The following is a 22,596-nucleotide window of genomic DNA, read 5'->3' on the forward strand; positions in this document are numbered from 1 at the left end:
AGGAAGCCGGCGCGAGCCGGCTTCTTCGTTTTCAGGGTCCCCGTGAGCGCGGCGGCGCCGGGCGCAGTCACGCGCCCTGCCCGGCCGCCTCGGCGGCGTACTTCTGCTCGTCGAAGAAACGCTGGATGTCCAGGCACAGCGGCCAGGTGCCCTCGCGCGCGATCGCCGAGACGAGGTACCACGGCTGCTTCCACTTGAGCTTCCTGACGATCGCCTTGGCCGCCTTCTCGCGCTCTTCCGGGGCGACCAGGTCGACCTTGTTGAAGACGAGCCAGCGCGGGCGATCGAGCAACTCCGGATCGAATTCCTCCAGCTCGTTCTCGATCGCGCGGACTTCGGCGACCGGATCGGTGACGCCGTCGAGCGGCGCGATGTCGACCACGTGCAGCAGCAGGCGCGTGCGCGCGACGTGCTTGAGGAACTGGATGCCGAGGCCGGCGCCTTCGGCCGCGCCCTCGATCAGGCCCGGGATGTCGGCGATCACGAAGCTGCGATCGGCTTCGATGCGCACGACGCCGAGGTGCGGTTGCAGGGTCGTGAACGGGTAGTCGGCGACCTTCGGGGTCGCCGCCGAGACGGCGCGGATCAGCGTCGACTTGCCCGCATTCGGGAAACCGAGCAGGCCGACGTCGGCGAGCACCTTGAGCTCGAGCTTGAGCTCGCGCTCGTCGCCGGCGCTGCCGTGGGTCGACTTGCGCGGCGCACGGTTGACCGAGCTCTTGAAATGGATGTTGCCCAGACCGCCGTGGCCACCCTGCGCGACGAGCAGGCGCTGGCCGTGCGAGGTCAGGTCGCCGATCTCCTCGTCGGTCGCCGTGTTGATGACGACCGTTCCGACCGGCACGCGGATGACCGCGTCCTCGCCACCCTTGCCGGCCATCTGCCGGCCCATGCCGTTCTCGCCGCGCTGCGCGCGGAATACGCGCTGGTGGCGGAAGTCGACCAGCGTGTTGATGCCCTCGTCGGCGACGAGCCAGACGCTGCCGCCGCCGCCGCCGTCGCCGCCGTCCGGACCGCCGAACGGAATGAACTTCTCGCGCCGGAAGCTGACGCAGCCGTTGCCGCCGTTGCCGGCGTGGACCTGGATGACTGCTTCGTCGACGAATTTCATGGGAGCGCCGGATTCGGAATCGGGGTGCGGGTTGAGATTGGAAGCGAAGCGGGGCCAACGCAACATCCAGCGCAAGCCTCGTCCACGAAAGCGACGGACCCGGGGCGGAAATCGGCGTTTCCGAATCCCGCGATCGCTTCACAAACGAAAAGCCCCGCTCGCGGCGGGGCCCTTCGCGGAGCGATCGCGAGCCGCGATCAGCCCGGGATCACGTTGACCGTCTTGCGCGCCTCGGCGCCCTTGACCTTGAACTCGACCGTGCCGTCGACGAGCGCGAACAGGGTGTGGTCGCGGCCGAGGCCGACGCCCGTGCCCGGATGGAAGCGCGTGCCGCGCTGGCGCACGATGATGTTGCCGGCCTCGACGGCCTGGCCGCCGTAGATCTTCACGCCGAGGTACTTCGGATTCGAGTCGCGACCGTTGCGGGTTGAGCCGCCTGCCTTTTTATGTGCCATTGCCGTGCTCCTTACTTCTTGCCCGCGCCGGTGATGCCGACGATTTCGATTTCGGTGTAATGCTGGCGGTGCCCCGTCTCCTTGCGGTAGTGCTTGCGGCGACGGAACTTGACGATGCGGATCTTCTCCGCGCGGCCGTGCGACTTCACCTTCGCGGTGACGAGCGCGCCGGCGACCAGCGGGGCGCCGACGGTGACGCCTTCGCCTTCGCCGACCAGCAGGACCTGGTCAAGCTTGACCTCGGCGCCGACGTCCGCGGCGATCTTTTCGACGCGAAGGACTTCGCCCTGCGCCACGCGGTACTGACGACCGCCCGTAACGATGACTGCGTACATGATGGCTATGCCTCTGTAGTTATTCTGGAATCAGCCTTGCCCCGGGCAAATCGCCCCGGAGCGAGCCGCGCAGTCTAACGGAGTGCGATTTCGCGTGCAAGTCGTTGTTCCGTCACAACGGACGCCCGGGGTCACTGCTCGAAACCATCGGCGAACAGCACGCCGGTCAGGTACGGGGCGAGGTAACGGAATTGCTCGGCCATCGAGCCGTCGACGGTCGACTCCAGGTTCGGCTCGCAAGGGTGCAGGTTCACCGGGTCATACAGGCAGCCGCCGTGGAGCTGTCCCGCGACGACCGCCTGGCTGCCATCGAGGACGAACGCAGCCGATCCGCTGCTGCCGGCATAGACTGCGCCGGCCCAGTCCGGCAGGCCGCCGCTGAGCAGATAGGGATACGGTGCGAGCGCATTACCGCACAGGATCGACTCGTCGCTCGCGTGCAGCGTGCGGTAGCTGTACGCGAGCGGCGAGCCGAGCGGATGACTGAGATGATAGAGGCGCACGCCGTTCGCGGGGCGCGCCGCGCTCCAGCCGAGCAGGGACCGCCCGGGCGGCAGCCTGGACAGGCGCAGCAGGCTGAAGTCCGGCAGGTCCAGGCCCGCGCCCGTCGCGACCAACGTCGCTCCCTCGACGGTGACCGCCGGCAGCATCTGGCAGCCGCCGCAGGTCGTGGTACGACGATCGAAATGCGCCTCCACCGTCGCGGCCTCCGCGGCCGTCGCCACGCAATGGTTCGCCGTGAGGAACCACGGGGTTCCGGTCGCTTCGGTGTCGTTGAGCAATGTCCCCGTGCACGCCGATCCGCCGCCGTCGTCGTGGACGAAGGAGTAGTTCGCGACTGCCTTCGCGGCGGCCGCCAGCGCCGGCTCGGCCGTGAGCACGCAGGTCGCATCCTGCGTGCAGTCGGGCACCGGGGTGCCGCAGAAGTCACGGTCGTCCGGCTCCGGCCCGACCTGGTACTCGCGACGTAAAGCGGCCAAGGCGCCGTCGCGCGGTCCGATGTGCAGCAGCGCGGCGATCGTGAAGCGGCTCGCCGCGAGCGCGACCGCATCCGGCGCGCGCAACTGGACGCGCACCGCATCACCGAACACGCTGCCCGACCAGAGTCGTCCGGCGAATGCCTCGCTGCCCCGATAGGGGCCGACCGCCTGCCCCGCCTCGTTGTATACGGTCAGCGTCGCGCCCGCCGCAAGCCGCAGCGCGTCGAAACGGATCCTGATGCCCTCCGCGCCGCGCGAGCGCAAGCCGATCTCCCACACACGCGCGCCGTCGGTGCCGAGGCCGAAGCGGCCGCGCTGCCCGCCTGCCCCTTCCGCGCGCTCGCCCGGATCGAACGCGACCGGCAGGTTCGCCGGCACCGACGTTCCCGTATGCAATGGCACGCCGAGCCGGGGGGATTCGTTCAGCAATGCGTCGCGGTGTGCCGGCGGCAACGGCAGGTCGATGAATTCGGCGTCGGCGATCGACGGGCGGCCATCGAGAAGCGCGTCGAAGCGGCGCCGGCGGTCGGCTGCCAGCACCGCAGCGTCGGGCGCTCGCGTATCGAGTTCGCGCGTGGGCACGCGGAGCGCTCCCGGCGGGAACGCCGCACCCGTTGCGGCAACGGGCGCGTCGATCCGCACGGGACATTCAGTCCCATCGCCGGCTGCGGCGGACCACGCGGGCCAAGCGAGCAGCAAGACGAGGTGGGCGGGCAGAAGCGACATGGCAGCCACTCTACCTGAACGGCGATTGCAAGGTGCCATCGCGCCGCGCGACGTCTCGGCCCGCGCGACGCACCCGCCTGATCCTGACGCCCTTGCTATAGTTGACGACGCCCCTCACCTCTCCCGCCATGGACTTCATTCGCATCCGCGGTGCGCGCACGCACAACCTCAAGAACATCGATCTCGATCTGCCGCGCGACAAGCTGATCGTGATCACCGGGCTGTCAGGCTCGGGCAAGTCGTCGCTCGCGTTCGACACGATCTACGCCGAAGGCCAGCGCCGCTACGTCGAGTCGCTGTCCGCGTACGCACGCCAGTTCCTCTCGATCATGGAGAAGCCCGACGTCGACCACATCGAGGGGCTGTCGCCGGCGATCTCGATCGAGCAGAAGTCGACCTCGCACAACCCGCGCTCGACCGTGGGCACGATCACCGAGGTGTACGACTACCTGCGCCTGCTGTTCGCGCGCGTCGGCACACCGCGCTGCCCCGACCACGGCATCCCGCTCGAGGCGCAGACCGTGAGCCAGATGGTCGACGCGACGCTCGCGCTTCCTGCGGACAAGCGCTACATGCTCGTCGCGCCGGTCGTGCGCGAGCGCAAGGGCGAGCACGTGCAGGTGTTCGACCAGCTGCGCGCACAGGGCTTCGTGCGCGCGCGCGTCGACGGCACCGTACACGAACTCGATGCAGTGCCCGCGCTCGCGCTGCGCCAGAAGCACACGATCGAAGTCGTCATCGACCGCTTCAGGCCGAAGGCGGACATCAAGCAGCGCCTCGCCGAGTCGTTCGAGACCGCGCTGCGGCTCGGCGAAGGCATCGCGATCCTCGTCGACCTCGACGACGCGAAGGCGGCCGAGGTCACGTATTCGTCACGCTTCTCCTGCCCGGTCTGCGATTACTCGCTGCCCGAACTCGAGCCGCGCCTGTTCTCGTTCAACTCGCCGGTCGGCGCCTGCCCGGCCTGCGACGGCCTCGGCGTCACCCAGTTCTTCGATCCCGCGCGCGTCGTCGTCAACCCGCAGCTGAGCCTCGCCGCGGGCGCGGTGCGCGGCTGGGACCGGCGCAACCAGTACTACTTCCAGCTGATCCTGTCGCTCGCCAAGCATTACAAGTTCGACGTCGACACGCCGTGGCACGACCTGCCCGAAGCGACGCGCCAGCACGTGCTGTTCGGTTCCCGCGGCGAGGCGATCAGCTTCCGCTACGTGACCGGCGCGAGCGGCGCGGTCACGCGCAAGCACGCGTTCGAAGGCATCGTGCCGAACCTCGAGCGCCGCTACAAGGAAACCGAATCGCCGGCCGTGCGCGAGGAACTCGCCAAGTTCATCAGCGAGCGCGCGTGCCCCGACTGCCACGGCCAGCGCCTCAATCGCAGCGCGCGCAACGTGTTCGTCGGCGACTCGAACCTGCCCGCGCTGACCGCATTGCCGATCGAGCAGTCGCTCGCGTTCTTCAAGGCGCTCGCGCTCGCCGGCTGGCGCGGCGAGATCGCCGCGAAGATCGTCAAGGAGATCCGCGAGCGACTGCGCTTCCTCGTCGACGTCGGCCTCGACTACCTCACGCTCGACCGACAGGCCGACTCGCTGTCGGGCGGCGAAGCGCAGCGCATCCGCCTCGCCTCGCAGATCGGCGCGGGCCTCGTCGGCGTCATGTACGTGCTCGACGAGCCGTCGATCGGCCTGCACCAGCGCGACAACGAACGCCTACTCGGCACGCTCAACCGCCTGCGCGACCTCGGCAACACGGTCATCGTCGTCGAGCACGACGAGGACGCGATCCGCCTCGCCGACTACATCGTCGACATCGGCCCCGGCGCGGGCGTGCACGGCGGCGAGATCGTCGCGCAGGGAAGCATCGACGCGATCCTCAAGTCGAAGCGTTCGCTGACCGGCCAGTACCTGTCGGGGCAGCGCGGCATCGAAGTGCCGAAGCGGCGCCGCGAGGCCGATCCGGACAAGGTGCTGCGCCTGCTCGGTGCGAGCGGCAACAACCTCAAGAACGTCGACCTCGAGATCCCCGCGGGCCTGTTCACCTGCATCACCGGGGTGTCCGGTTCGGGCAAGTCGACCCTGATCAACGACACCCTGCACAAGTACACCGCGGCCGAACTCAACGGCGCCAACGAGAAGCCGGCGCCGTTCCGCGAGATCCACGGCCTCGACCTGTTCGACAAGGTCGTCGACATCGACCAGTCGCCGATCGGCCGCACGCCACGTTCGAATCCGGCGACCTACACGGGCCTGTTCACGCCGCTGCGCGAGCTGTTCGCGCAGGTGCCCGAAGCGCGTTCGCGCGGCTACGGCCCGGGCCGCTTCAGCTTCAACGTCAAGGGCGGTCGCTGCGAAGCGTGCGAGGGCGACGGCCTCATCAAGGTCGAGATGCATTTCCTGCCCGACGTCTACGTGCCGTGCGACGTCTGCCACGGCAAGCGCTACAACCGCGAGACGCTCGAGATCACCTACAAGGGCCACACCATCGCCGACGTGCTCGAGATGACGGTCGAGGACGCCTACCGGCTGTTCGAACCGGTACCGGTGCTCGCGCGCAAGCTCGAGACGCTCATGCACGTCGGCCTCACCTACATCAAGCTCGGCCAGAGCGCGACGACCTTGTCGGGTGGTGAGGCGCAACGCGTGAAGCTGTCGCGCGAGCTGAGCAAGCGCGACACCGGCCGCACGCTCTACATCCTCGACGAACCGACCACCGGCCTGCACTTCCACGACATCGAGCAGCTGCTCGGCGTGCTGCAACGGCTCGCCGACGACGGCAACACGGTCGTCGTGATCGAGCACAACCTCGACGTGATCAAGACCGCGGACTGGGTGGTCGACCTCGGCCCGGAAGGTGGCGGACGCGGCGGCACGATCGTCGCGACCGGCACGCCCGAGCAGATCGCGCGCGTGCCTGCCTCGTACACCGGCCGCTTCCTCGCGCGCACGCTCACCGGCGCCGCCACCACCGCTCCGCGCAAGCGCGGACGCAAGGAAGCCGCATGAGCGCGATCGACGAAGGCATCGGCGCGGTCGCGCTGCCGCTGCTCGCGCGCGTACCGATGGCGGTGCGCTGGGGCGATCTCGACGCGTTCAACCACGTCAACAACGCGGCCTTCCTCGTCTATGCGCAGGAAGCCCGCCTGGCCTGGCTCGCCGGCGTCGAAGGCGCGTGGTTCGACGAGACGATGATGCCGGTCGTCGCCGCGGCGCAGGTCAACTACCGGCGCCAGCTCGCCTGGCCCGCGCGCATCGCGGTCGAACTCGCGACGAAGCGCATGGGCAACTCTTCGGTGACGATCGCACATCGCATCGTCGACGAGCACGACGCGACCGTCGTCTACGCGGACGGCGAAGTCGTGATGGTGTGGATCGACCCGGCGAGCGGGCGCTCGGTGCCGCTGCCGCCGGCGATCCGCGCGGCGTGTCAATCGTCGCTGGAATCGGGCGCGACGACTTCGAAGTAGGTTTCGATGCGCGTGCCGTCGGCGAGCAGGAACATCACCTGCACCTTGTCGCCGACCTCGACCGGGTGGCGCGGCTGCATCAGCATGAGGTGCTTGCCCCCCGGCGCGAGGCGCGTCTCGCTGCCGGGCTCGACCACGAGCCGGTGGATCTCGCGCATCTTCGAGACGTCGCCGTCGACGATCGTCTCGTGCAGCGAGGTCAGGCGGAACGCGTCGCTCTGCACCGTGAGCAGGGTCAGCGGCTCGTCGCCGGTGTTCTTCAGCGTCGCGTAGCCGGCCATCATCGTCGCACCCGGCGGGGCGGCGCGGATCCACGCGTCGAACACCCCGAGCTTGCCGCCCGCGTGCGCACACGTCGACGCGAACAGCATGAGCAGGAGCGGAACGACGCGCGAACGATGCATGGCAGCCTCCGGTGTGGCGGCTATCATAGCCCGCAACCCTCCCGCGCAACCGGAGTGCGACCATGCGCCTCGACCTGCTGGTGTTCGCCATGACTGCCGCCGCATCCACGATCGCTTCCGCCGCCGATCCCGCCGTCACGATCTACCGCAGCGACAGCGACACGCTGTTCGACGCGGGCAACCAGCCGGTCGCGGACGGCCACGCGATCGTGCACGAACAACGCACGCTCTCGCTCGCGGGCGGCCGCCAGACCGTCGTCGTCGACGGCCTGCCGACGATGCTCGACACCGAGGCGGTCGCGATCGATTTCGCCGGCGCCGCGCGCGTGCTCGGGCAGCGCGTGATGTCCGCGGGCGACGGCGGCCTGCTCGCCGCGCATCGCGGCGAATCCGTGCAGGTGTCCGGCGCGGACGGCAAGCCGCTCGCCGACGGCATGCTCGTCGCGATCGACGGCAACGGCCTCGGCATCCGCGGTGCGAACGGCCGCGTCAGCTACGTGCGCGACTATGCGCGCGTCGAATTCGCCGAGGGCTCGGGCCTGCCCGGCAGCACCTTGCAGGTCGCGGTCGACGGCAAGGCCGGCGCCGCGCCGGCGACATTGACCTACCCGACGTCGGGACTCGGCTGGCGCGCCGCGTACTCGGCGCTGTTGCTCGGTGACGAGGGTTGCCGCCTGCGCCTCGACGCGCTCGCGAGCATCGCCAATCGCAGCGGCCGCGACTATGCGGGCGCGAAGCTCAAGCTCATCGCGGGCTCGCCGAACTTCGCCAAGTACGATCGCGGCCCGCGCGTGATGATGATGAAGGCGGCCGCGGCGCCGGCGCCCGCGCCGGAGGGCATGCCGGAGCAATCCTCGCTCGGCGACTATCGGGCCTACGCGATCGACGGTTCGCTCGACCTGCCCGATGCGAGCGTGACGCAGGTGCCGCTCTACGCGAGCAGCGAACTCGCCTGCGAGCGCCGCTGGCTGTACGAGTCCGGCGGCGCGTGGGTCCCGCCCAAGCCGATGCTCGAACCGGATGCGTGGCAGAGCGGCGGCGGCCCGGTGCAAAGCCAGCTCTCGTTCACCGCGGCGGAGAACCTGCCCGGCGGCAACCTGCGCGTACTCACGCGCGACAAGGACGGGCGCACCGAACTGCTCGGCGAGAATCGCATCGCCGACGTCGCCAAGGGACGCGACGTGCAGGTCAACCTCGGCGTCGCGTTCGATCTCGCCGCGACGCGCGAGCGCACGGTCTTCAAGGTCGACAAGGCCGCGCGCGAACTGGACGAAGGCTTCCGCATCACGCTGACGAACAGCGGCGAGCATGCGCGCGACGTCACCGTGCGCGAGCATCCCAATCGCTGGCGCGCGTGGACGCTCGTGTCGTCGAGCGTGAAGCCAGCCAAGCAAAGTCCCGACCTGCTCGAATTCCGCGTCGCGGTGCCGCCCGGCAGCAAGGGCACACTCGACTACGTCGTGAAATACCGCTGGTCGCCGAACGAAGATTGACCCGCCCACCTCCCACGACGAATCGCTACGGAACGCCCATGCTCGACATCATCCAGCACGACACGATCCAGGAACTGCGCCTCGCCCGCGCCCCCGTCAACGCGCTCGATCCGGGCCTCGTGCACGCGCTGCGCGTCGCGATCGAAGCGGCGCCGAGCGAAGGCGTGCGCGCGCTCGTCCTGTCCGGCGCGCCCGGACTGTTCTCCGCCGGCCTCGACGTGCCCGCGCTGCTGCAGCTCGAGCGCGAGGAGTTCCGCGTGTTCTGGAACGATTTCTTCGGCCTCTGCGCCGCGCTCGCGCGCTCGCCGATCCCGGTCGCCGCGGCGATCACGGGCCACGCGCCCGCGGGCGGCGCGGTGCTCTCGATCATGTGCGACTACCGCATCATGGCGCGCGGCGCCTATCGCATCGGCCTCAACGAAGTGCAGGTCGGCCTGTCGGTGCCGGAGTGCATCCAGGCCGCGCTGCGCCGCCTCGTCGGCCCCTACCGCGCCGAGCGCCTCATGGTTGTCGGCGCGATGCTCGACGCCGAGCAGGCCGACGCGATCGGCCTCGTCGACGAACTCGTCGACAGCAATGCGGTCGTGCCGCGCGCGATCGCCTGGCTCGAGGAACTGCTCAAATTCCCGCAGCGCGCGATGTCGGAAACGCGCCGGCTCGCGCGCGCCGATCTCGCCGCGGTGTTCGCCGACCCGCACGCGCTGCCCGTCGACGATTTCCTCGACCGCTGGTTCGCGCCCGAAGCGCAGGCGGTGCTGCACGCGCTCGTCGCACGCCTGAAATCGAAAGGCTAGCGCACGCCAAAGCCTTCGACACGAAGGACACGAAGAGAAGCAAGAAGAAGGAGATCCGAACACGAACGCCTGCAGGACGTCCTACTCGTGCGCTCGGTGTTTCCGTCTATATCCTGCTCTTCTTCGTGTCCTTCGTGTTTCAAGCTTCCGCTTTCAGGAACCTGTCGCCACGGGACGCGACGGATCGCTGATCCAGCCGCTCCACGACGGCGCGAACACGCGCGAACCGGCGAGGCCGGCGTGTTCCATCGCGAGCAGGTTGTGGCACGCGGTCACGCCCGAGCCGCACATGTGCACGACTTCGCGCGCATGGCGCGAGCCGAGCACCTGTTCGAATTCGCGCCGCAGCTGCTCGCGCGGTTTGAAGCGGCCGCCGGAATCCAGGTTGTCTGCAAACGGCCGGTTGCGCGCGTCGGGCACGTGGCCGGCGACCGCGTCGATCGGCTCGACTTCGCCTCGATAGCGCGGCGCCGCGCGCGCGTCGATGAGCAGCACGTCGCCGCTTGCGCGACGGCGCTCGAGTTCGTCGAACCAGACGACCTGCGCACGGTCGAGATTGAGCTGCACCGGGGTTTCGGCACGCGTCACGGCGCCGGATTCGAGCGGCAGTCCAGCATCGCGCCAGGCGCCCCAGCCACCGTCGAGCACGGCGGCGTTGCGCACGCCGGCGAGGCGCAGCAGCCACCACATGCGCGCGGCCGCGAGCGCACCCTGCGCGTCGTCATAAATGACGACGTCGACGCCGGACCGCCAGCCCGCGCGCGCGAGCGCGGCGGAGAACACGAGGTCGTGCGGCAACGGATGGCGGCCGAGGCCGCGCTTGCTCAGGTCGGACAGGTCGCGGTCGAGGTGGAAGTAGGCGGCACCGGGAATATGCGCCTGCGCGTGCTCGCGTTCACCCTTGCCCGCATCGGCGAGGTCGAAGCGGCAATCGGCGACGAGCACGTCACCGCGCGCGAGCAACGGCTCGAGTTCCGCTGTCGTCACCAGCGTCGTCGGATTCATGCGGAGCGCTCCAGTCGGTCGATCAGGTTCTTCAGCATCGCCGCCGTCGCGCCCCAGATGCGCCGGCCCTCCCACTCGTAGGCGTAGATCGTACGCGCCTTGCCGCGCCAGTCGATCCGTTCGCGACGCAGGTTCACCGGCGCGAGCAGGAAATCGAGCGGCACCTCGAACACTTCGTCGACCTCGGCTTCTTGCATGCGCAGCAGGTAGCCGCCGCGCACGAAACCAGTAACCGGGAACACGTGGTAGCCCGACACCGTGTCGAAACCATCGAGGAAGCCGAACGGCTCGACGTCCGCAGGCAGGATGCCGGTCTCCTCCTCGGTTTCACGCAATGCCGCGGCGACCGCATCGGCGTCGTCGGCGTCGATCGCGCCGCCCGGGAAACTGACCTGCCCCGCGTGCGTGCGCAGGTGGCCCGCGCGGCGCGTGAACAGCACGGACAGATCGTCGCCGCGACGAACGAACGGCACCAGCACCGCGGCCTGTCGCAGCGGGCCGTCGCCGAGCGCGTCGGCGAGATCGGCCGTGTTCCAGCCATCGCCGGCGGGCGGGTCGGCGAGGTCGCGCACGGCGCGGCGCAGGCGCTGTGCGTCGATGCCGTTCATCGACGCGCCGCCTCGCGTTGCGGCAGCACTTCGTCCATCAGCCGGCGACGCTCGCCCTCGCCCATCGCGACCCAGCGCGCGATCTCGTCACCGCTGCGCAGGCAGCCCTCGCAATAGCCGTCGCGGTCGAGGCGACAGATGCCGATGCACGGGCTGAGGATGGGGACGAACGGAGGATTCATGCGTGGCCTTGCAAACGCAAACGCCGCGACGGAGCGCGGCGTTGCGATTCGTTCGAGCCCGCGCGACGGCGGGCGCTTGCTTACTTGACGTCGATGATCTTGACTTCCCAGATGAAGACCTGGTTGCCCGACGCCTGTTCCGGCGGCAGGTAGATCATCCAGTGGTCGCCCACCTTCATCTTCTGGATCACTTCCGGCAGCAGCTTGGTGCCGAAGATGCCCGGCAGGTCCGACACCTTGGCCTTGACCGGCTCGCCGACGAACGAGCTGCGGATCTCGCGGCCGTTGGTGAGCGAGACGCGCACGTGGAAGGTGATTTCGCTGGCCGGCGTGATCGCCTTGCCGGTGCCGTCCTCGATCGACTTGTACTGCACTTCGTTCGGCAGCACGACGACGCCCTTCTTGCTGCGGTTGCCGGCCATGAACGTGTCGGCTTCGCGCTTGTTGTCGGCGAGTTCCTTGTCCATCGCCGACTTCATCTTCTGCTCGTACTTCTGCACCGCGTCGGCCATCGCGGCCTGCGGAACGCCCGGCTCCTTGCCGGCGAACGCGTCCTGCAGCGCGCGCGTGAACGTCGCGATGTCGATGTCGGCCTTCTGGCCGGACAGCCGGCTACCCAGCTGGAAGCCCATCGCGTAGGAAAGCTTGCCCTTGTCGGACGTGGTGTCCTGCGCGGACGCGGACCCTGCAACGAACAGCGCCGCGAGGGCGAGTGACCAACCGAACTTCATGCTGTATCTCCGGGATGGATGGCGAATCTGGGCGATGCCGCAGCGGGACCGCGCCGGGAAAAGCGCGCTAGTGTACCCGAGGCCCGCCGAGGTCCAAAGCGAGCGGCTTCCGAACGCGGCAGGCGCCGGAAAGTTCACCGCCGCGCCATGATCCGGCCACCGCCTGAACGGCGGCCGGCCGGCCGGTCGGTGTGCGTCGGCCGGCCGAACCGTCGGAGGCGTCAGTGCGCGCCGCCCGCGTACTTCTTCTCGCCCGCGGTCACGCGCAGGTCGAGGCGGTTTTCCGGCGGCGCGAGCGGGCACGTCGCGTACGGTGTGAACGCGCACGGCGGGTTGTACGCCTTGTTGAAGTCGATCGTGACCTTGCCGTCCTTCGGCAGGTCGGCGTAGAGGAAGCGCGCCGCGCCGTAGGTTTCCTTGCCGCTCGTGCGATCGGCGAAGATGAACCAGAGGTCCTTCGCGTCGGTGGTCTCGAGCACGGGCAACAGCGTGTAACTCTTGCCGTCGCGCGTGAACGTGACCTTGCCCGGCACCGTCATCTTGTCGACCGTGCCGAGCACGGTCGGGATCTCGAGCGAGTGCGCCGGCTTGAATTCCTCGAACTTCGCTTCGACGCGCCACGAGGGGTCGATCGGGAAGCTGTCGATACCCTTGAAGCCGGTGCGCGTCGCCGCTTCGGTGTCCTTCACGCGCAACGCCTTCTTGCCGTTGCGGTCGATCATGTAGAAGCTCGCGCTGCCGAACGCGACGGTGGTCGGCGTCTCGTGCGAATCGTCGAGCAGTTCCGCAGCCTGTGCCGGCTTGCCGTCGATGGTCGCGCCCGCCTTCGCATCGAGCGCAATCGTCGCCTTGCCGTCCTTCAGCGTGATCGTGCCGAGTTTCGCCGGCCCCTTGGCGAGCATGATGTCGTTGCCCTTCGCGCTGCCGACGCTGTTGGCGCCGTCCTTGAGCCAGTGCAGGCCGATCAGGCTGAGCCAGCCGCCCGGCGCCTTCAGGCGCTCGACGCGCTGCGCACGCCAGCTCTCGATCTGCTGGGTGTAGTCGACGGGCTTGCTCGTTTCGACATGGGCGGACATCAGTTGCACTCCGGCGAAGCCGGCCGCGGCCAGCGCGGCGCTCTTCAGCATCAACATGCGAGGGTTACCTCAGACGATCCAGGAAGGGGGGTTGGGCGAACGGCGAAGCGTCGAAGCTGGCGACGCAAATGTCAAGAAACCGCGGGGCGCCCGCAAAGTTCCGCATGCCGCCCCACAGCAGGCGTCGGCAAGACCGGCTGCCGCGGCATAGGGGACTGCCGCGCGGACGCCGAGGCCGACGAAAACGCGAACCCGTCAGCGTCCGCGCAGGAACAACCGGTCGAGTTCGGGTATCGCGAGCTGCACCCACGTCGGCCGGCCGTGGTTGCACTGGCCCGACCGCTCGGTCGCCTCCATCTCGCGCAGCAGCGCGTTCATCTCGGGCACGCTCAGGCGGCGGTTCGCGCGCACCGAGCCGTGGCAGGCCATCGTCGCGAGCAATTCGTTCGTGCTCTCCTCGACGCGGCGCGTCTGCCCGTGCACGGCGAGATCGGCGACGACGTCGCGCACGAGCTGGCCGACGTCGGCGCCGTCGAGCACGACCGGAATGCGGCGCACCGAGATGCTCTGCAGGCCGCTGCGCACGATGTCGAAACCGAGTTCGACGAATCGCTGCGCCTGCTCTTCGACCACCGCGGCCTCGCGTTCGCTCAACGCGAGCGACATCGGCACGAGCAGCAGCTGCGAACGGATGCCGTCGCCGTCCTGCGCCTGCTTGAGCTTCTCGTAGGTGATGCGTTCGTGCGCCGCATGCATGTCGACGAGCACGAGCCCGTTCACGTTCTCTGCGAGCACGTAGATGCCGTGCAGCTGCGCGAGCGCGAAGCCGAGCGGTGGCACGTCCGCCCTCTCGTCGTCGATCCGCACCGGCGGCGCCATCGACGTCGGTGACGTGCTGCCGAACAGCGCGGCGTAGTCGGCGAGCGGTTCGCGCACGCCGAGGCCGAGGCCGACCTGGCGCTGCTCCGGCCACGTCGTCGCGGGAACGCCGGCGATGTGCGACGCCGGCGCGAACGCGTCCTTCAGCGACGCACCCGCACGCGCGCCCGACAACGCGTCGTCGAGCGAGCGGTAGAGGAAATCGTGCACGAGCCGGCCTTCGCGGAAGCGCACTTCGTGCTTGGCCGGGTGGACATTGACGTCGACGAGCGCCGGATCGAGTTCGAGGAACAGCACGAACGCGGAGTGGCGTCCGTGGAACAGCACGTCCGCATAAGCCTGGCGCACCGCGTGCGCGACGAGGCGATCGCGCACGAGGCGCCCGTTGACGTGGAAGTATTGCTGGTCCGCCTGCGCGCGCGACGCGGTCGGCAGGCCGACCCATCCGTGCAAGCGCAATCCCGCGCCGGAATGCTCGATCTCGAGGCTCTGGCCGAGGAATTCCTCGCCGAGCACGTCGGCGACGCGGCGCGCGCGATCGACGTCGCTCTCGACCGCTTTGAGGATGCGCACGGCCTTGCCGTTGTGTCCGAGGCGGAACTCCGTCGTCGTGCGCGCGAGCGCGATCGACCGGACGAGGTCCTCGATGTGGCCGAACTCGGTGCGTTCGGCGCGCAGGAACTTGCGTCGCGCCGGCAGGTTGTAGAACAGGTCGCGCACTTCGATGTTCGTGCCGACCGGATGCTGCGCCGGCACCGGTGCGCGCGCGCGGCCGCCGTCGACCTCGATGCGCCACGCCGTGTCGGCACCGCGCGCACGCGAGGTCAGCGCGAAACGCGACACCGACGCGATCGACGGCAACGCTTCGCCGCGGAAGCCGAGCGTGCCGACGCGCTCGAGATCGTCGAAGCTCGCGATCTTGCTCGTCGCGTGCGAGGCGATCGCCAGCGGCAGGTCGTCGGCGTCGATGCCGCCGCCGTCGTCACGCACGCGGATCAGTCGCGCGCCGCCTTGCTCGACGTCGATCTCGATGCGCCGCGCACCGGCGTCGAGGCTGTTCTCGACGAGTTCCTTGACCACCGATGCCGGCCGCTCGATGACCTCGCCGGCGGCGATCTGGTTGACGAGCTCGGGTGGAAGCGAACGGATGCGGGGCATGGCGAACCCGCATCATATCCGAGGTCGGCGGAAGGGACCCGGCCAATGCGGACGACTCAGCCCGACGGGATCTCGAGCACGGCGCCGACGCGCACGCGTTCGTCGGCGAGGTTGTTCGCCGCGCGCAGCTGCGCCGTGGTGAGGCCGTGGTTCGCCGCGATCGCGCTCAGCGTGTCGCCGCGGCCGACCACGTAGCGCGACGCCTTCGCGCGGTCGCCGCGCTCGCGCCGGCTGGTCGCCGCGAACAGGCTGCCCGGCGGCGGCGACGCACGGAAGTAGTCGCGCACGCCGTCGAGGATCGCGTCGGCGAGCTTCTCGCGGTGGTCTGGATTGGTCAGGCGCGCTTCCTCGGTCGGGTTCGTGATGAACGCGGTCTCGACCAGGATGGACGGCACATCGGGCGAACGCAGCACGACGAAGTTCGCGCGCTCGACGTAGTTGCGGTGCGTCGGGCCGAGCTTCTTCAGCGAACCGAGCACCTGCTCGGCGACCGCGTTGCTCGCGCCCATCGTCGCGCCCTGGGAAAGGTCGAGCAGCACCTTGGCGAGCGTGTCGTCCTTGTCGTCGAGCGAAATGCCGCCGACGAGGTCGGCGCGGTTTTCGCGATCGGCGAGCCAGCGCGCGGCCTCGTTGGTGGCGCCGCGCGGCGACAGCACCCATACCGACGAGCCGCGCGCGTCGCTGCTCGTGAACGCGTCGGCATGGATCGAGACGAACAGGTCCGCCTTCATCTCGCGTGCCTTGAGATAGCGCTGTTCGAGCGGAATGAAGTAGTCCGAGTCGCGCGTGAGCACCGCGGTCATGCCCGGCGTCCTGTCGATCGCCTTCTTGAGTTCGCGCGCGACCGCGAGCGTGATCGTCTTCTCGTGCGCGCCGCTCGCGCCGGTCGCTCCGGGGTCGTCGCCGCCGTGGCCGGCGTCGATCGCGACGATCACGTCACGCCCCTTGCCGACCGACACTTCGGCGACGCTCTTGACCGCCACCGGCTTGGCGGTCGACGGGTAGAGATCGAGCACGAGGCGGTAACCGAACTTGTCGGCCGGCGGCAGCAGGAAGCTCTTCGGATGCACGCCTTCGGCGAGGTCGAACACGATGCGCGCGTCGGCCTTGCCCTGCTTGCCCGCGCGCAGGCCCTTGAGCAGGCCCTTCGCGGCCGGCGCGCTGAACTCCGCGCCGAGCGTGCTCTCGCGCAGGTCGAGAACGATGCGATCGGGCTTGGCGAGTTCGAACAGCTTGTAGTCGACCGGACCGGAGACGTCGAACACCGCACGCGTGTACTCGGGACCAGCCCAGACACGCAAGTTCTTGATCTCGGTCGCGTTCGCGTACGCGGCCATGCCCGACCACGCGATCAGGCAAGCGGCCAGCCAACGATGGTAGCGGTTCCCCGACATGCGGCGTATTCAACATGAAAGCCACGGAAAATTGCAAGCTTTTTCCTTGAAAATCCGATGGGTGCGGGAACTTCCTCAGGCTCGGGGAATGATGCGTGTGTGCCCTGCTCGTCTCTCCGACGGAACGAGAACGCTGAAACGTCGAGCCGATGGAGCACACGCAAGCCCGTTTTCAGGCCCATCTCATCCGGGGCGCGCGGGATCCCAGGCCGCCAGCATCGCCTCGCCACGCAGGCTCAGCGCGCGCGCAGCGAGGTCGCGACCGGCATCGGCGTGGTCCAGCCGCAGCTGCAGGTCGGCCGACGGCAGCGAGCCGGCACCGCGTTCTGGCCACTCGACCAGCACGAGTGAAAGACCGTCCGAGAGTTCGGCCAGGCCGAGCCATTCGAGCTCGCCCGGATCGGCGATGCGATAGAGATCGAGGTGATGGATGTCGAGTCCACCGACCCGGTACGACTCGATCAGGCTGTAGGTCGGGCTCTTGATGCGCGCATCGACGCCGAGCGCCTGCAGCAGTGCGCGCGCGAACGTGGTCTTGCCGGCACCGAGATCACCGCGCAGGTAGAGCGTGCCGCCGTCGCGCAAGGCGGGGGCGAGGCGCGCGGCGAGACGTACGAGATGCGGCTCGTCGAGGCCGTTCAGGCTGATGATCATGCGCAAGCTCCGTTGACGAGTCGGCGCAGCGGTCCGAACAGGTCGCCGGCGACGAGTCCGCGCGGGGCGTCGCCGGCAGCGGCGTCACCGGCGCGCGCGTGCAGCGCGACACCGAGCCGCGCCGCGTCCCACGCGTCGCAGCCTTGCGCGAGCAGCGCGGCGATGACGCCGGTCAGGACGTCGCCCATGCCGGCGCTGGCCATGCCCGGATTGCCCCACGGGCAGACTACGACGCGACCGTCGGGTGCGGCGACGAGGCTGCCCGCCCCCTTGAGCACGACGATCGCCGAACGCGTGCGCGCGAGCTCGCGTGCCGCGGCGAAACGATCGCGCTGCACCGATGCGACGTCGCAGCCGAGCAGGCGCGCGGCTTCGCCGGGGTGCGGCGTGAGCACGGCGCCGGGCGGCACGCGGCGCGGCACATCGGCGAGCAGGTTGAGCGCGTCGGCATCGACGACGAGCGGCTTGCCGCTCGTCAGCGCGGCTTCGAACAGGCTGCGTCCCCAGTCACGCAGGCCGAGCCCGGGGCCGAGCGCGAGCACGGTCGCACGCTGCAGCAGCGGTGCGAGCGCGGCACCGTCATCGACACCGCGCGCCATCAGCTCCGGCCTCGCCGCGTTGAGCGCGCCGACGTGCGCCGCGCGCGTGGCGACGCTGACGAGTCCGGCGCCACAGCGCAGCGCCGCTTCGCCGGTGAGGCGGATCGCGCCGCCGTAGCCGTCGTCGCCGCCGAGCGCGAGCACGTGGCCGAAGCGTGACTTGTTGACGTTGGCGCGGCGCGGCGGCAGCACGCGTCCGATCTGCGCGTCGACGAGTTCGGCGTCGACCGCGATGCCGTCGTACGCGGCCGCCGGCAGGTCGAGGGTCGCCAGTTCGCGCGCGCCGCACTGGTCGAGCGCGTCGGCCGTGAACAGGCCGCGCTTCCAGGCGACGAAACTCACCGTCGCGTCCGCTCGCACGCAGGCGCCGTCACGCGCGCCGGTATCGGCATCGAGCCCCGACGGCACGTCGAGCGCGAGCACCGGCACGCCGGCGATGCGCTCGACGAGATCGGCGGCGACACCGTCGAGCGGTCGCCCGAGGCCCGTGCCGAACAGGCCGTCGACGAGCACGTCGCTCGCCGGCAACGCGGCGCCCGCCTCGGCACGGCGAATGCGGCCGCCGGCTTCGATGAACGTCGCGCGCGCGCGTTCGGCGTCGCCGCGCGATGCAGCGGTCAACGCGAGCAGGTCGACGTCGAGGCCCGCCTGCCATGCGAGGCGCGCGAGCAGGAACGCATCACCGCCGTTGTTGCCGGCGCCGGCGAGCACGCCGATGCGGCGTGCGTCGGGCCAGCGCCGGCGCAGGCTCGCGAACGCCGCGTCTGCCGCGCGCTGCATGAGTTCGAAGCCGGCGACGCCACAGCGGTCGATCGCCGTGCGATCGATCGCGCGCACCTGTTCGGTGGTGTACAGGGACAGCGAGGGATCGCGCGTCGGCATTCGCCCATTCTAGCGACGCACGCGCAACGCGCTATCCTGATGCATGGTTCCGCCCGCACCCACCGCGGCGAACGCATGCGCCCGCCCGCACTCCGCACCATGACCGACTACGCCGCCCTCGCTTCCGACATCCGCCGCTGGGGCGGCGAGCTCGGCTTCCAGAAGATCGGCATCACCGGCATCGACCTCGCCGAGGACGAAGCGCACCTGCTCAACTGGCTCGATGCGGGTCACCACGGCGAGATGGACTACATGGCGCGGCACGGCGCACGCCGCAGCCGACCGGCCGACCTGCAACCGGGCACGGTGCGCGTGATCTCGGCACGCCTCGACTACGCGCCCCCCGGCATCCGCGACGCATGGGATGTCATCGGCGACGCCGAGCGCGGCTACGTGTCGCGCTACGCGCTCGGTCGCGACTACCACAAGGTGCTGCGCGGCCGGCTGCAGAAGCTCGCCGAGCGCATCGCCGGCGTGATCGGCCCGTTCGGCCATCGCGTGTTCACCGACTCCGCCCCGGTGCTCGAGAAGGCGCTTGCGCGCAACGCGGGACTCGGCTGGATCGGCAAGCACACGTTGCTGCTCGATCGCGACGCGGGCTCGTGGTTCTTCCTCGGCGAAATCTACACCGACCTGCCGCTGCCGACGGACGCGGCGGCGAGCGCGCATTGCGGTACCTGCACGCGCTGCATCGACGTCTGCCCGACGCAGGCGATCGTCGCGCCGTACCGCCTCGATGCGCGCCGCTGCATTTCCTATCTCACGATCGAGCTGCGCGGCGCGATCCCGGAAGACCTGCGCCCGCTGATCGGCAATCGCATCTTCGGCTGCGACGACTGCCAGCTCGTCTGCCCGTGGAACAAGTTCGTGCAGGCGACGGCGGAAGCCGACTTCGCACCGCGCAGCAACCTAGAATCACCGCGCCTGGTCGAATTGTTCGCGTGGAGCGAAGCGGAATTCCTCGCGCGCACCGAAGGCATGGCGATCCGCCGCACCGGCTACGAAGGATGGTCGCGCAACATCGCGGTCGCGCTCGGCAACGCCCCGACCCGCGACGACGTCGTGCACGCGCTGCAGTCGCGCGCGAACGACCCGTCGGCCCTCGTGCGCGAACACGTCGCCTGGGCCCTCGCCCGCCACGCGTCCGCGCAAGGCTGAGAGCTCTTCGCTCTTGCTTCACTCGAAAAGTACGGCCATGGATGGCCGCTCTGGAAGCCGGCAGGCCTCACCGCACAAACCCCAAGAAAATCCCGTCCTCGGCGGCCACGGACGACCGCAAAAGCTAAGCTGCCTGTTTGGGGATCGAGCGGTTCGTGTGCGTGATCTTGTTCTGGCGGTCGACGTAGACGAGCTGCGGCTTGTGCTGCTCGGCCTCGGCTTCGCTGTAGCCGCCGTACGCGCAGATGATGATGATGTCGCCCGGCTGTGCGCGGTGCGCGGCGGCGCCGTTGATGGAAATCACGCCCGAGCCTTCGTCTGCGCGGATCGCGTAGGTCGAGAAGCGCTCGCCGTTGTTGACGTTGTAGATGTGGATCTGCTCGTACTCGCGGATGCCGGAGGTGTCGAGCAGGTCGCCGTCGATCGCGCAGGAGCCTTCGTAGTGGAGCTCCGCATGGGTCACGCTGGCGCGATGGATCTTCGCCTTGAGCATGTTCAGATGCATGGGTCGTCGCCCTGGATCGTTGCGTGCGCGCAACATGCGCTGGAACGATCATTATACCAAAGCCTTGTGCAGGGCAGCATGCGGTCGTCCCGGCGTCCGCCTCTCGACGCAAGCCATTGATTTTCCGAATCAATGGGCAAAAAAAACCCTCGCGCGATAACCGCTGCGAGGGTCTTAATCGGAGTGACGATTACCTACAATGCGCCCTGCGTGTCCTCGGAGCCCGCGATGTGTTGCGGAAACCCCTAACGACGGTGGGGAGAATACCACAGCCCGCAACGAAAAAGCTACGCCGCGCCGACGGCCTGGTTGTCGATGAGGCGGGTCGTCCCGAGCCGGGCGGCGACGAGCGCGACGAGGTCGTCCGGCCGGTCCGCGGGCAAGGGCTCGGCGAGATCGTCGGCTCGCCGCACCACCGTGTAGTCGGGGGCCAAGCCGGAGCGCTCCAGGTCGGCCGAGGCGTCGCGCTCGACCTCGGCGACCACACGCCCTGCCCGCACCGCTGCGCACATGCGCTGCAGGACCGCGTGGATCGCGCCGGCGCGCTCGCGCTGGCCGGCATCGAGGTACTGGTTGCGCGAACTCATCGCGAGCCCGTTCGCCTCGCGCACGATCGGTGCGCCGACGACGTCGATCGGATAGCCGAGGTCGCGCACCATGCGTCGGATCACGAGCAGCTGCTGGTAGTCCTTGCGCCCGAACACCGCGGCCTGCGGCTGCACCAGATTGAAAAGTTTTGCGACGACCGTCGCCACGCCGTCGAAATGCCCGGGCCGGATCGCGCCTTCGAGCACGTCAGGGAGTTCGGGTACACCGACCTTCACGCTGCGCGCAGCGCCGAACGGATACAGGTCTTCCACGCCCGGCAGGAACAGCACGTCGCAGCCGTGGGCGGCAAGCCCGGCCGCATCCGCGTCGGGCGTACGAGGGTAGCGCGCGAAATCCTCGTTCGGTCCGAACTGGGTCGGATTCACGAACACGCTCGCGACGACGACGTCGGCATGCTCGCGCGCGATCGCGAGCAGCGAATAGTGTCCCGCGTGCAGATTGCCCATCGTAGGCACGAAGCCGATGCGCCGCCCTTCGCGCCGCATCGGCGCGAGCAAGGCCCGCAGGTCGGCCGCACAAATGCAGGTACGCATCAGTAGCTGTGCTCCGCCGCAGGGAACTCGCCGCTGCGCACCGCGGCCGCATAGGCGCTGATCGCGCCGAGCACGGAGTTCGTGCCGGGGAGGAAATCCTTGCTGAAACGCGGGCGCTTGCCCGGCGTGATGCCGAGCAGGTCGTGCACGACGAGCACCTGGCCGTCGCAGTCGGCACCGGCGCCGATGCCGATCGTCGGGATCGCGAGATCGCGCGTGATCTCGGCGGCGAGCGCGGCCGGCACGCACTCGAGCACGAGCAGGTCCGCGCCGGCCTCCTGCACCGCGCGCGCATCGGCGCGCAGGCGCGCCGCCGTCTCGTCGTCGCGCCCTTGCACCTTGTAGCCGCCTAAGCGATGCACCGCCTGCGGCGTGAGGCCGAGGTGCGCGCACACCGGCACTTCGTGCCGCTTGAGCGCATGGATGATCGCGCAGACCCAATCCGCCCCTTCGAGCTTGACCATCGCGGCACCACCCTCGCCGAGCAGGCGCGCGGCGTTGGCGAGCGCGAGTTCTTCGTTGCGGTAGCTCATGAACGGCAGGTCGGCGACGAGCAGCGGGCGGCGCAGGCCGCGCGCGACGCAGGCGGTGTGATAGACCATCGCGTCCATCGTCACGGGCAACGTGCTCGCATGACCCTGCACGACCATGCCGAGCGAATCGCCGACGAGCACGAGGTCGACGCCGGCCTCGTCCGCGCGCGTGGCGATGCCTGCGTCGTAGGCGGTGATCGACACGATCTTCTCGCCGCGTCGCTTGCGGGCTTGCAGATCCGGCACGGTGATCGGAACGGCGGGCGCTGTATTGGCGTACATCGTCGGGGCCTGCGGGTGTGGCCGGGCATTATCATCCGGGCGGCTTCGGA

The 22,596-nt window shown here is 69.3% G+C and carries 21 protein-coding genes and 1 pseudogene; 5 read left to right on the forward strand and 17 right to left on the reverse strand.

What is annotated here, in order from left to right; all coding sequences use genetic code 11:
- Positions 1–67: 67 nt before the first annotated feature.
- From cgtA to FHW12_RS11025, 4 genes are all read right to left on the reverse strand, one after another.
- A complete protein-coding gene (gene cgtA, locus FHW12_RS11010) occupies positions 68–1,111 on the reverse strand; it encodes an Obg family GTPase CgtA (protein WP_182531084.1) in 1,044 nt (347 codons plus the stop codon).
- A 197-nt stretch (positions 1,112–1,308) separates the two neighbouring features.
- Positions 1,309–1,566, reverse strand: a complete 258-nt coding sequence (gene rpmA, locus FHW12_RS11015) for a 50S ribosomal protein L27 (RefSeq protein ID WP_182531085.1) — start codon at positions 1,564–1,566, stop codon at positions 1,309–1,311.
- 11 nt (positions 1,567–1,577) lie between these two features.
- A complete protein-coding gene (gene rplU, locus FHW12_RS11020; RefSeq protein WP_182531086.1) occupies positions 1,578–1,901 on the reverse strand; it encodes a 50S ribosomal protein L21 in 324 nt (107 codons plus the stop codon).
- Positions 1,902–2,032: 131 nt separating this feature from the next.
- Positions 2,033–3,463, reverse strand: coding sequence for a trypsin-like peptidase domain-containing protein (locus FHW12_RS11025; RefSeq protein WP_182531087.1), 1,431 nt, complete (start codon positions 3,461–3,463; stop codon positions 2,033–2,035).
- Between the two features lie 272 nt (positions 3,464–3,735).
- On the opposite strand from FHW12_RS11025, the pseudogene uvrA reads away from it, so the two are divergent.
- Positions 3,736–6,622: pseudogene (uvrA, locus tag FHW12_RS11030) on the forward strand (excinuclease ABC subunit UvrA); the annotation flags it as partial.
- Entirely contained in the window at positions 6,603–7,067 is a 465-nt protein-coding gene (locus tag FHW12_RS11035) for an acyl-CoA thioesterase (protein ID WP_182531089.1), read from the forward strand. The pseudogene uvrA and the gene FHW12_RS11035, both read left to right, overlap by 20 nt.
- On the opposite strand, the gene FHW12_RS11040 is transcribed toward FHW12_RS11035, so the two are convergent.
- Entirely contained in the window at positions 7,028–7,471 is a 444-nt protein-coding gene (locus FHW12_RS11040; RefSeq protein ID WP_182531090.1) for a copper chaperone PCu(A)C, read from the reverse strand. The genes FHW12_RS11035 and FHW12_RS11040 overlap by 40 nt on opposite strands.
- 62 nt (positions 7,472–7,533) lie before the next feature.
- Between FHW12_RS11040 and FHW12_RS11045 the strand changes: the two genes are divergently transcribed.
- Together FHW12_RS11045 and FHW12_RS11050 are read left to right on the forward strand one after the other, a co-directional pair.
- A complete protein-coding gene (locus tag FHW12_RS11045; RefSeq protein ID WP_182531091.1) occupies positions 7,534–8,964 on the forward strand; it encodes a DUF4139 domain-containing protein in 1,431 nt (476 codons plus the stop codon).
- 38 nt (positions 8,965–9,002) lie between these two features.
- The gene (locus FHW12_RS11050) at positions 9,003–9,758 is read left to right on the forward strand and encodes an enoyl-CoA hydratase/isomerase family protein (protein ID WP_182531092.1); all 756 of its coding nucleotides are present in this window, start codon (positions 9,003–9,005) and stop codon (positions 9,756–9,758) included.
- 153 nt (positions 9,759–9,911) lie between these two features.
- Here the strand turns inward: FHW12_RS11050 and FHW12_RS11055 are convergent, their stop codons facing one another.
- The 9 genes from FHW12_RS11055 to FHW12_RS11090 all read right to left on the reverse strand — a co-directional run bounded on the left by FHW12_RS11055 (position 9,912) and on the right by FHW12_RS11090 (position 18,926).
- Positions 9,912–10,763 (reverse strand): sulfurtransferase, encoded by an 852-nt coding sequence (locus FHW12_RS11055; RefSeq protein ID WP_182531093.1) that lies wholly within the window; start codon positions 10,761–10,763, stop codon positions 9,912–9,914.
- Positions 10,760–11,371: a CoA pyrophosphatase gene (locus tag FHW12_RS11060; RefSeq protein ID WP_310735213.1), complete on the reverse strand. Its 612-nt coding sequence runs from the start codon at positions 11,369–11,371 to the stop codon at positions 10,760–10,762. Before FHW12_RS11060 ends, FHW12_RS11055 begins: the two co-directional genes overlap by 4 nt.
- A complete protein-coding gene (locus tag FHW12_RS21605) occupies positions 11,368–11,553 on the reverse strand; it encodes a DUF1289 domain-containing protein (protein ID WP_310735214.1) in 186 nt (61 codons plus the stop codon). Before FHW12_RS21605 ends, FHW12_RS11060 begins: the two co-directional genes overlap by 4 nt.
- Positions 11,554–11,633: 80 nt before the next feature.
- Positions 11,634–12,284, reverse strand: a complete 651-nt coding sequence (locus FHW12_RS11065) for an FKBP-type peptidyl-prolyl cis-trans isomerase N-terminal domain-containing protein (RefSeq protein WP_182531094.1) — start codon at positions 12,282–12,284, stop codon at positions 11,634–11,636.
- 221 nt (positions 12,285–12,505) lie between these two features.
- Positions 12,506–13,411: a DUF1684 domain-containing protein gene (locus tag FHW12_RS11070; RefSeq protein ID WP_182531370.1), complete on the reverse strand. Its 906-nt coding sequence runs from the start codon at positions 13,409–13,411 to the stop codon at positions 12,506–12,508.
- A gap of 204 nt (positions 13,412–13,615) precedes the next feature.
- Positions 13,616–15,397: a DNA mismatch repair endonuclease MutL gene (gene mutL, locus FHW12_RS11075; protein ID WP_182531095.1), complete on the reverse strand. Its 1,782-nt coding sequence runs from the start codon at positions 15,395–15,397 to the stop codon at positions 13,616–13,618.
- Positions 15,398–15,453: 56 nt separating this feature from the next.
- Positions 15,454–16,791: an N-acetylmuramoyl-L-alanine amidase gene (locus FHW12_RS11080; RefSeq protein ID WP_182531096.1), complete on the reverse strand. Its 1,338-nt coding sequence runs from the start codon at positions 16,789–16,791 to the stop codon at positions 15,454–15,456.
- A gap of 183 nt (positions 16,792–16,974) precedes the next feature.
- A complete protein-coding gene (gene tsaE / locus FHW12_RS11085) occupies positions 16,975–17,445 on the reverse strand; it encodes a tRNA (adenosine(37)-N6)-threonylcarbamoyltransferase complex ATPase subunit type 1 TsaE (RefSeq protein ID WP_182531097.1) in 471 nt (156 codons plus the stop codon).
- Complete coding sequence (locus FHW12_RS11090) at positions 17,442–18,926, reverse strand: NAD(P)H-hydrate dehydratase (RefSeq protein ID WP_182531098.1); 1,485 nt, start codon at positions 18,924–18,926, stop codon at positions 17,442–17,444. Before FHW12_RS11090 ends, tsaE begins: the two co-directional genes overlap by 4 nt.
- Positions 18,927–19,025: 99 nt before the next feature.
- On the opposite strand from FHW12_RS11090, the gene queG reads away from it, so the two are divergent.
- Positions 19,026–20,084: a tRNA epoxyqueuosine(34) reductase QueG gene (gene queG / locus FHW12_RS11095; RefSeq protein WP_259393010.1), complete on the forward strand. Its 1,059-nt coding sequence runs from the start codon at positions 19,026–19,028 to the stop codon at positions 20,082–20,084.
- A gap of 124 nt (positions 20,085–20,208) precedes the next feature.
- Here queG and panD read toward each other — a convergent pair whose 3' ends face one another.
- The 3 genes from panD to panB form a co-directional block, all read right to left on the reverse strand.
- Complete coding sequence (panD, locus tag FHW12_RS11100) at positions 20,209–20,589, reverse strand: aspartate 1-decarboxylase (protein ID WP_131994692.1); 381 nt, start codon at positions 20,587–20,589, stop codon at positions 20,209–20,211.
- A 287-nt stretch (positions 20,590–20,876) separates the two neighbouring features.
- Positions 20,877–21,731 carry a pantoate--beta-alanine ligase gene (panC, locus tag FHW12_RS11105; protein ID WP_182531100.1) on the reverse strand — a complete coding sequence of 285 codons (855 nt, stop codon included), beginning with the start codon at positions 21,729–21,731 and terminating at the stop codon, positions 20,877–20,879.
- Entirely contained in the window at positions 21,731–22,546 is an 816-nt protein-coding gene (gene panB / locus FHW12_RS11110; RefSeq protein WP_182531101.1) for a 3-methyl-2-oxobutanoate hydroxymethyltransferase, read from the reverse strand. Before panB ends, panC begins: the two co-directional genes overlap by 1 nt.
- Positions 22,547–22,596 lie beyond the last annotated feature (50 nt).

Source organism: Dokdonella fugitiva (genome assembly GCF_014138265.1).
Taxonomy (GTDB): Bacteria; Pseudomonadota; Gammaproteobacteria; order Xanthomonadales; family Rhodanobacteraceae; genus Dokdonella_A; species Dokdonella_A fugitiva_A.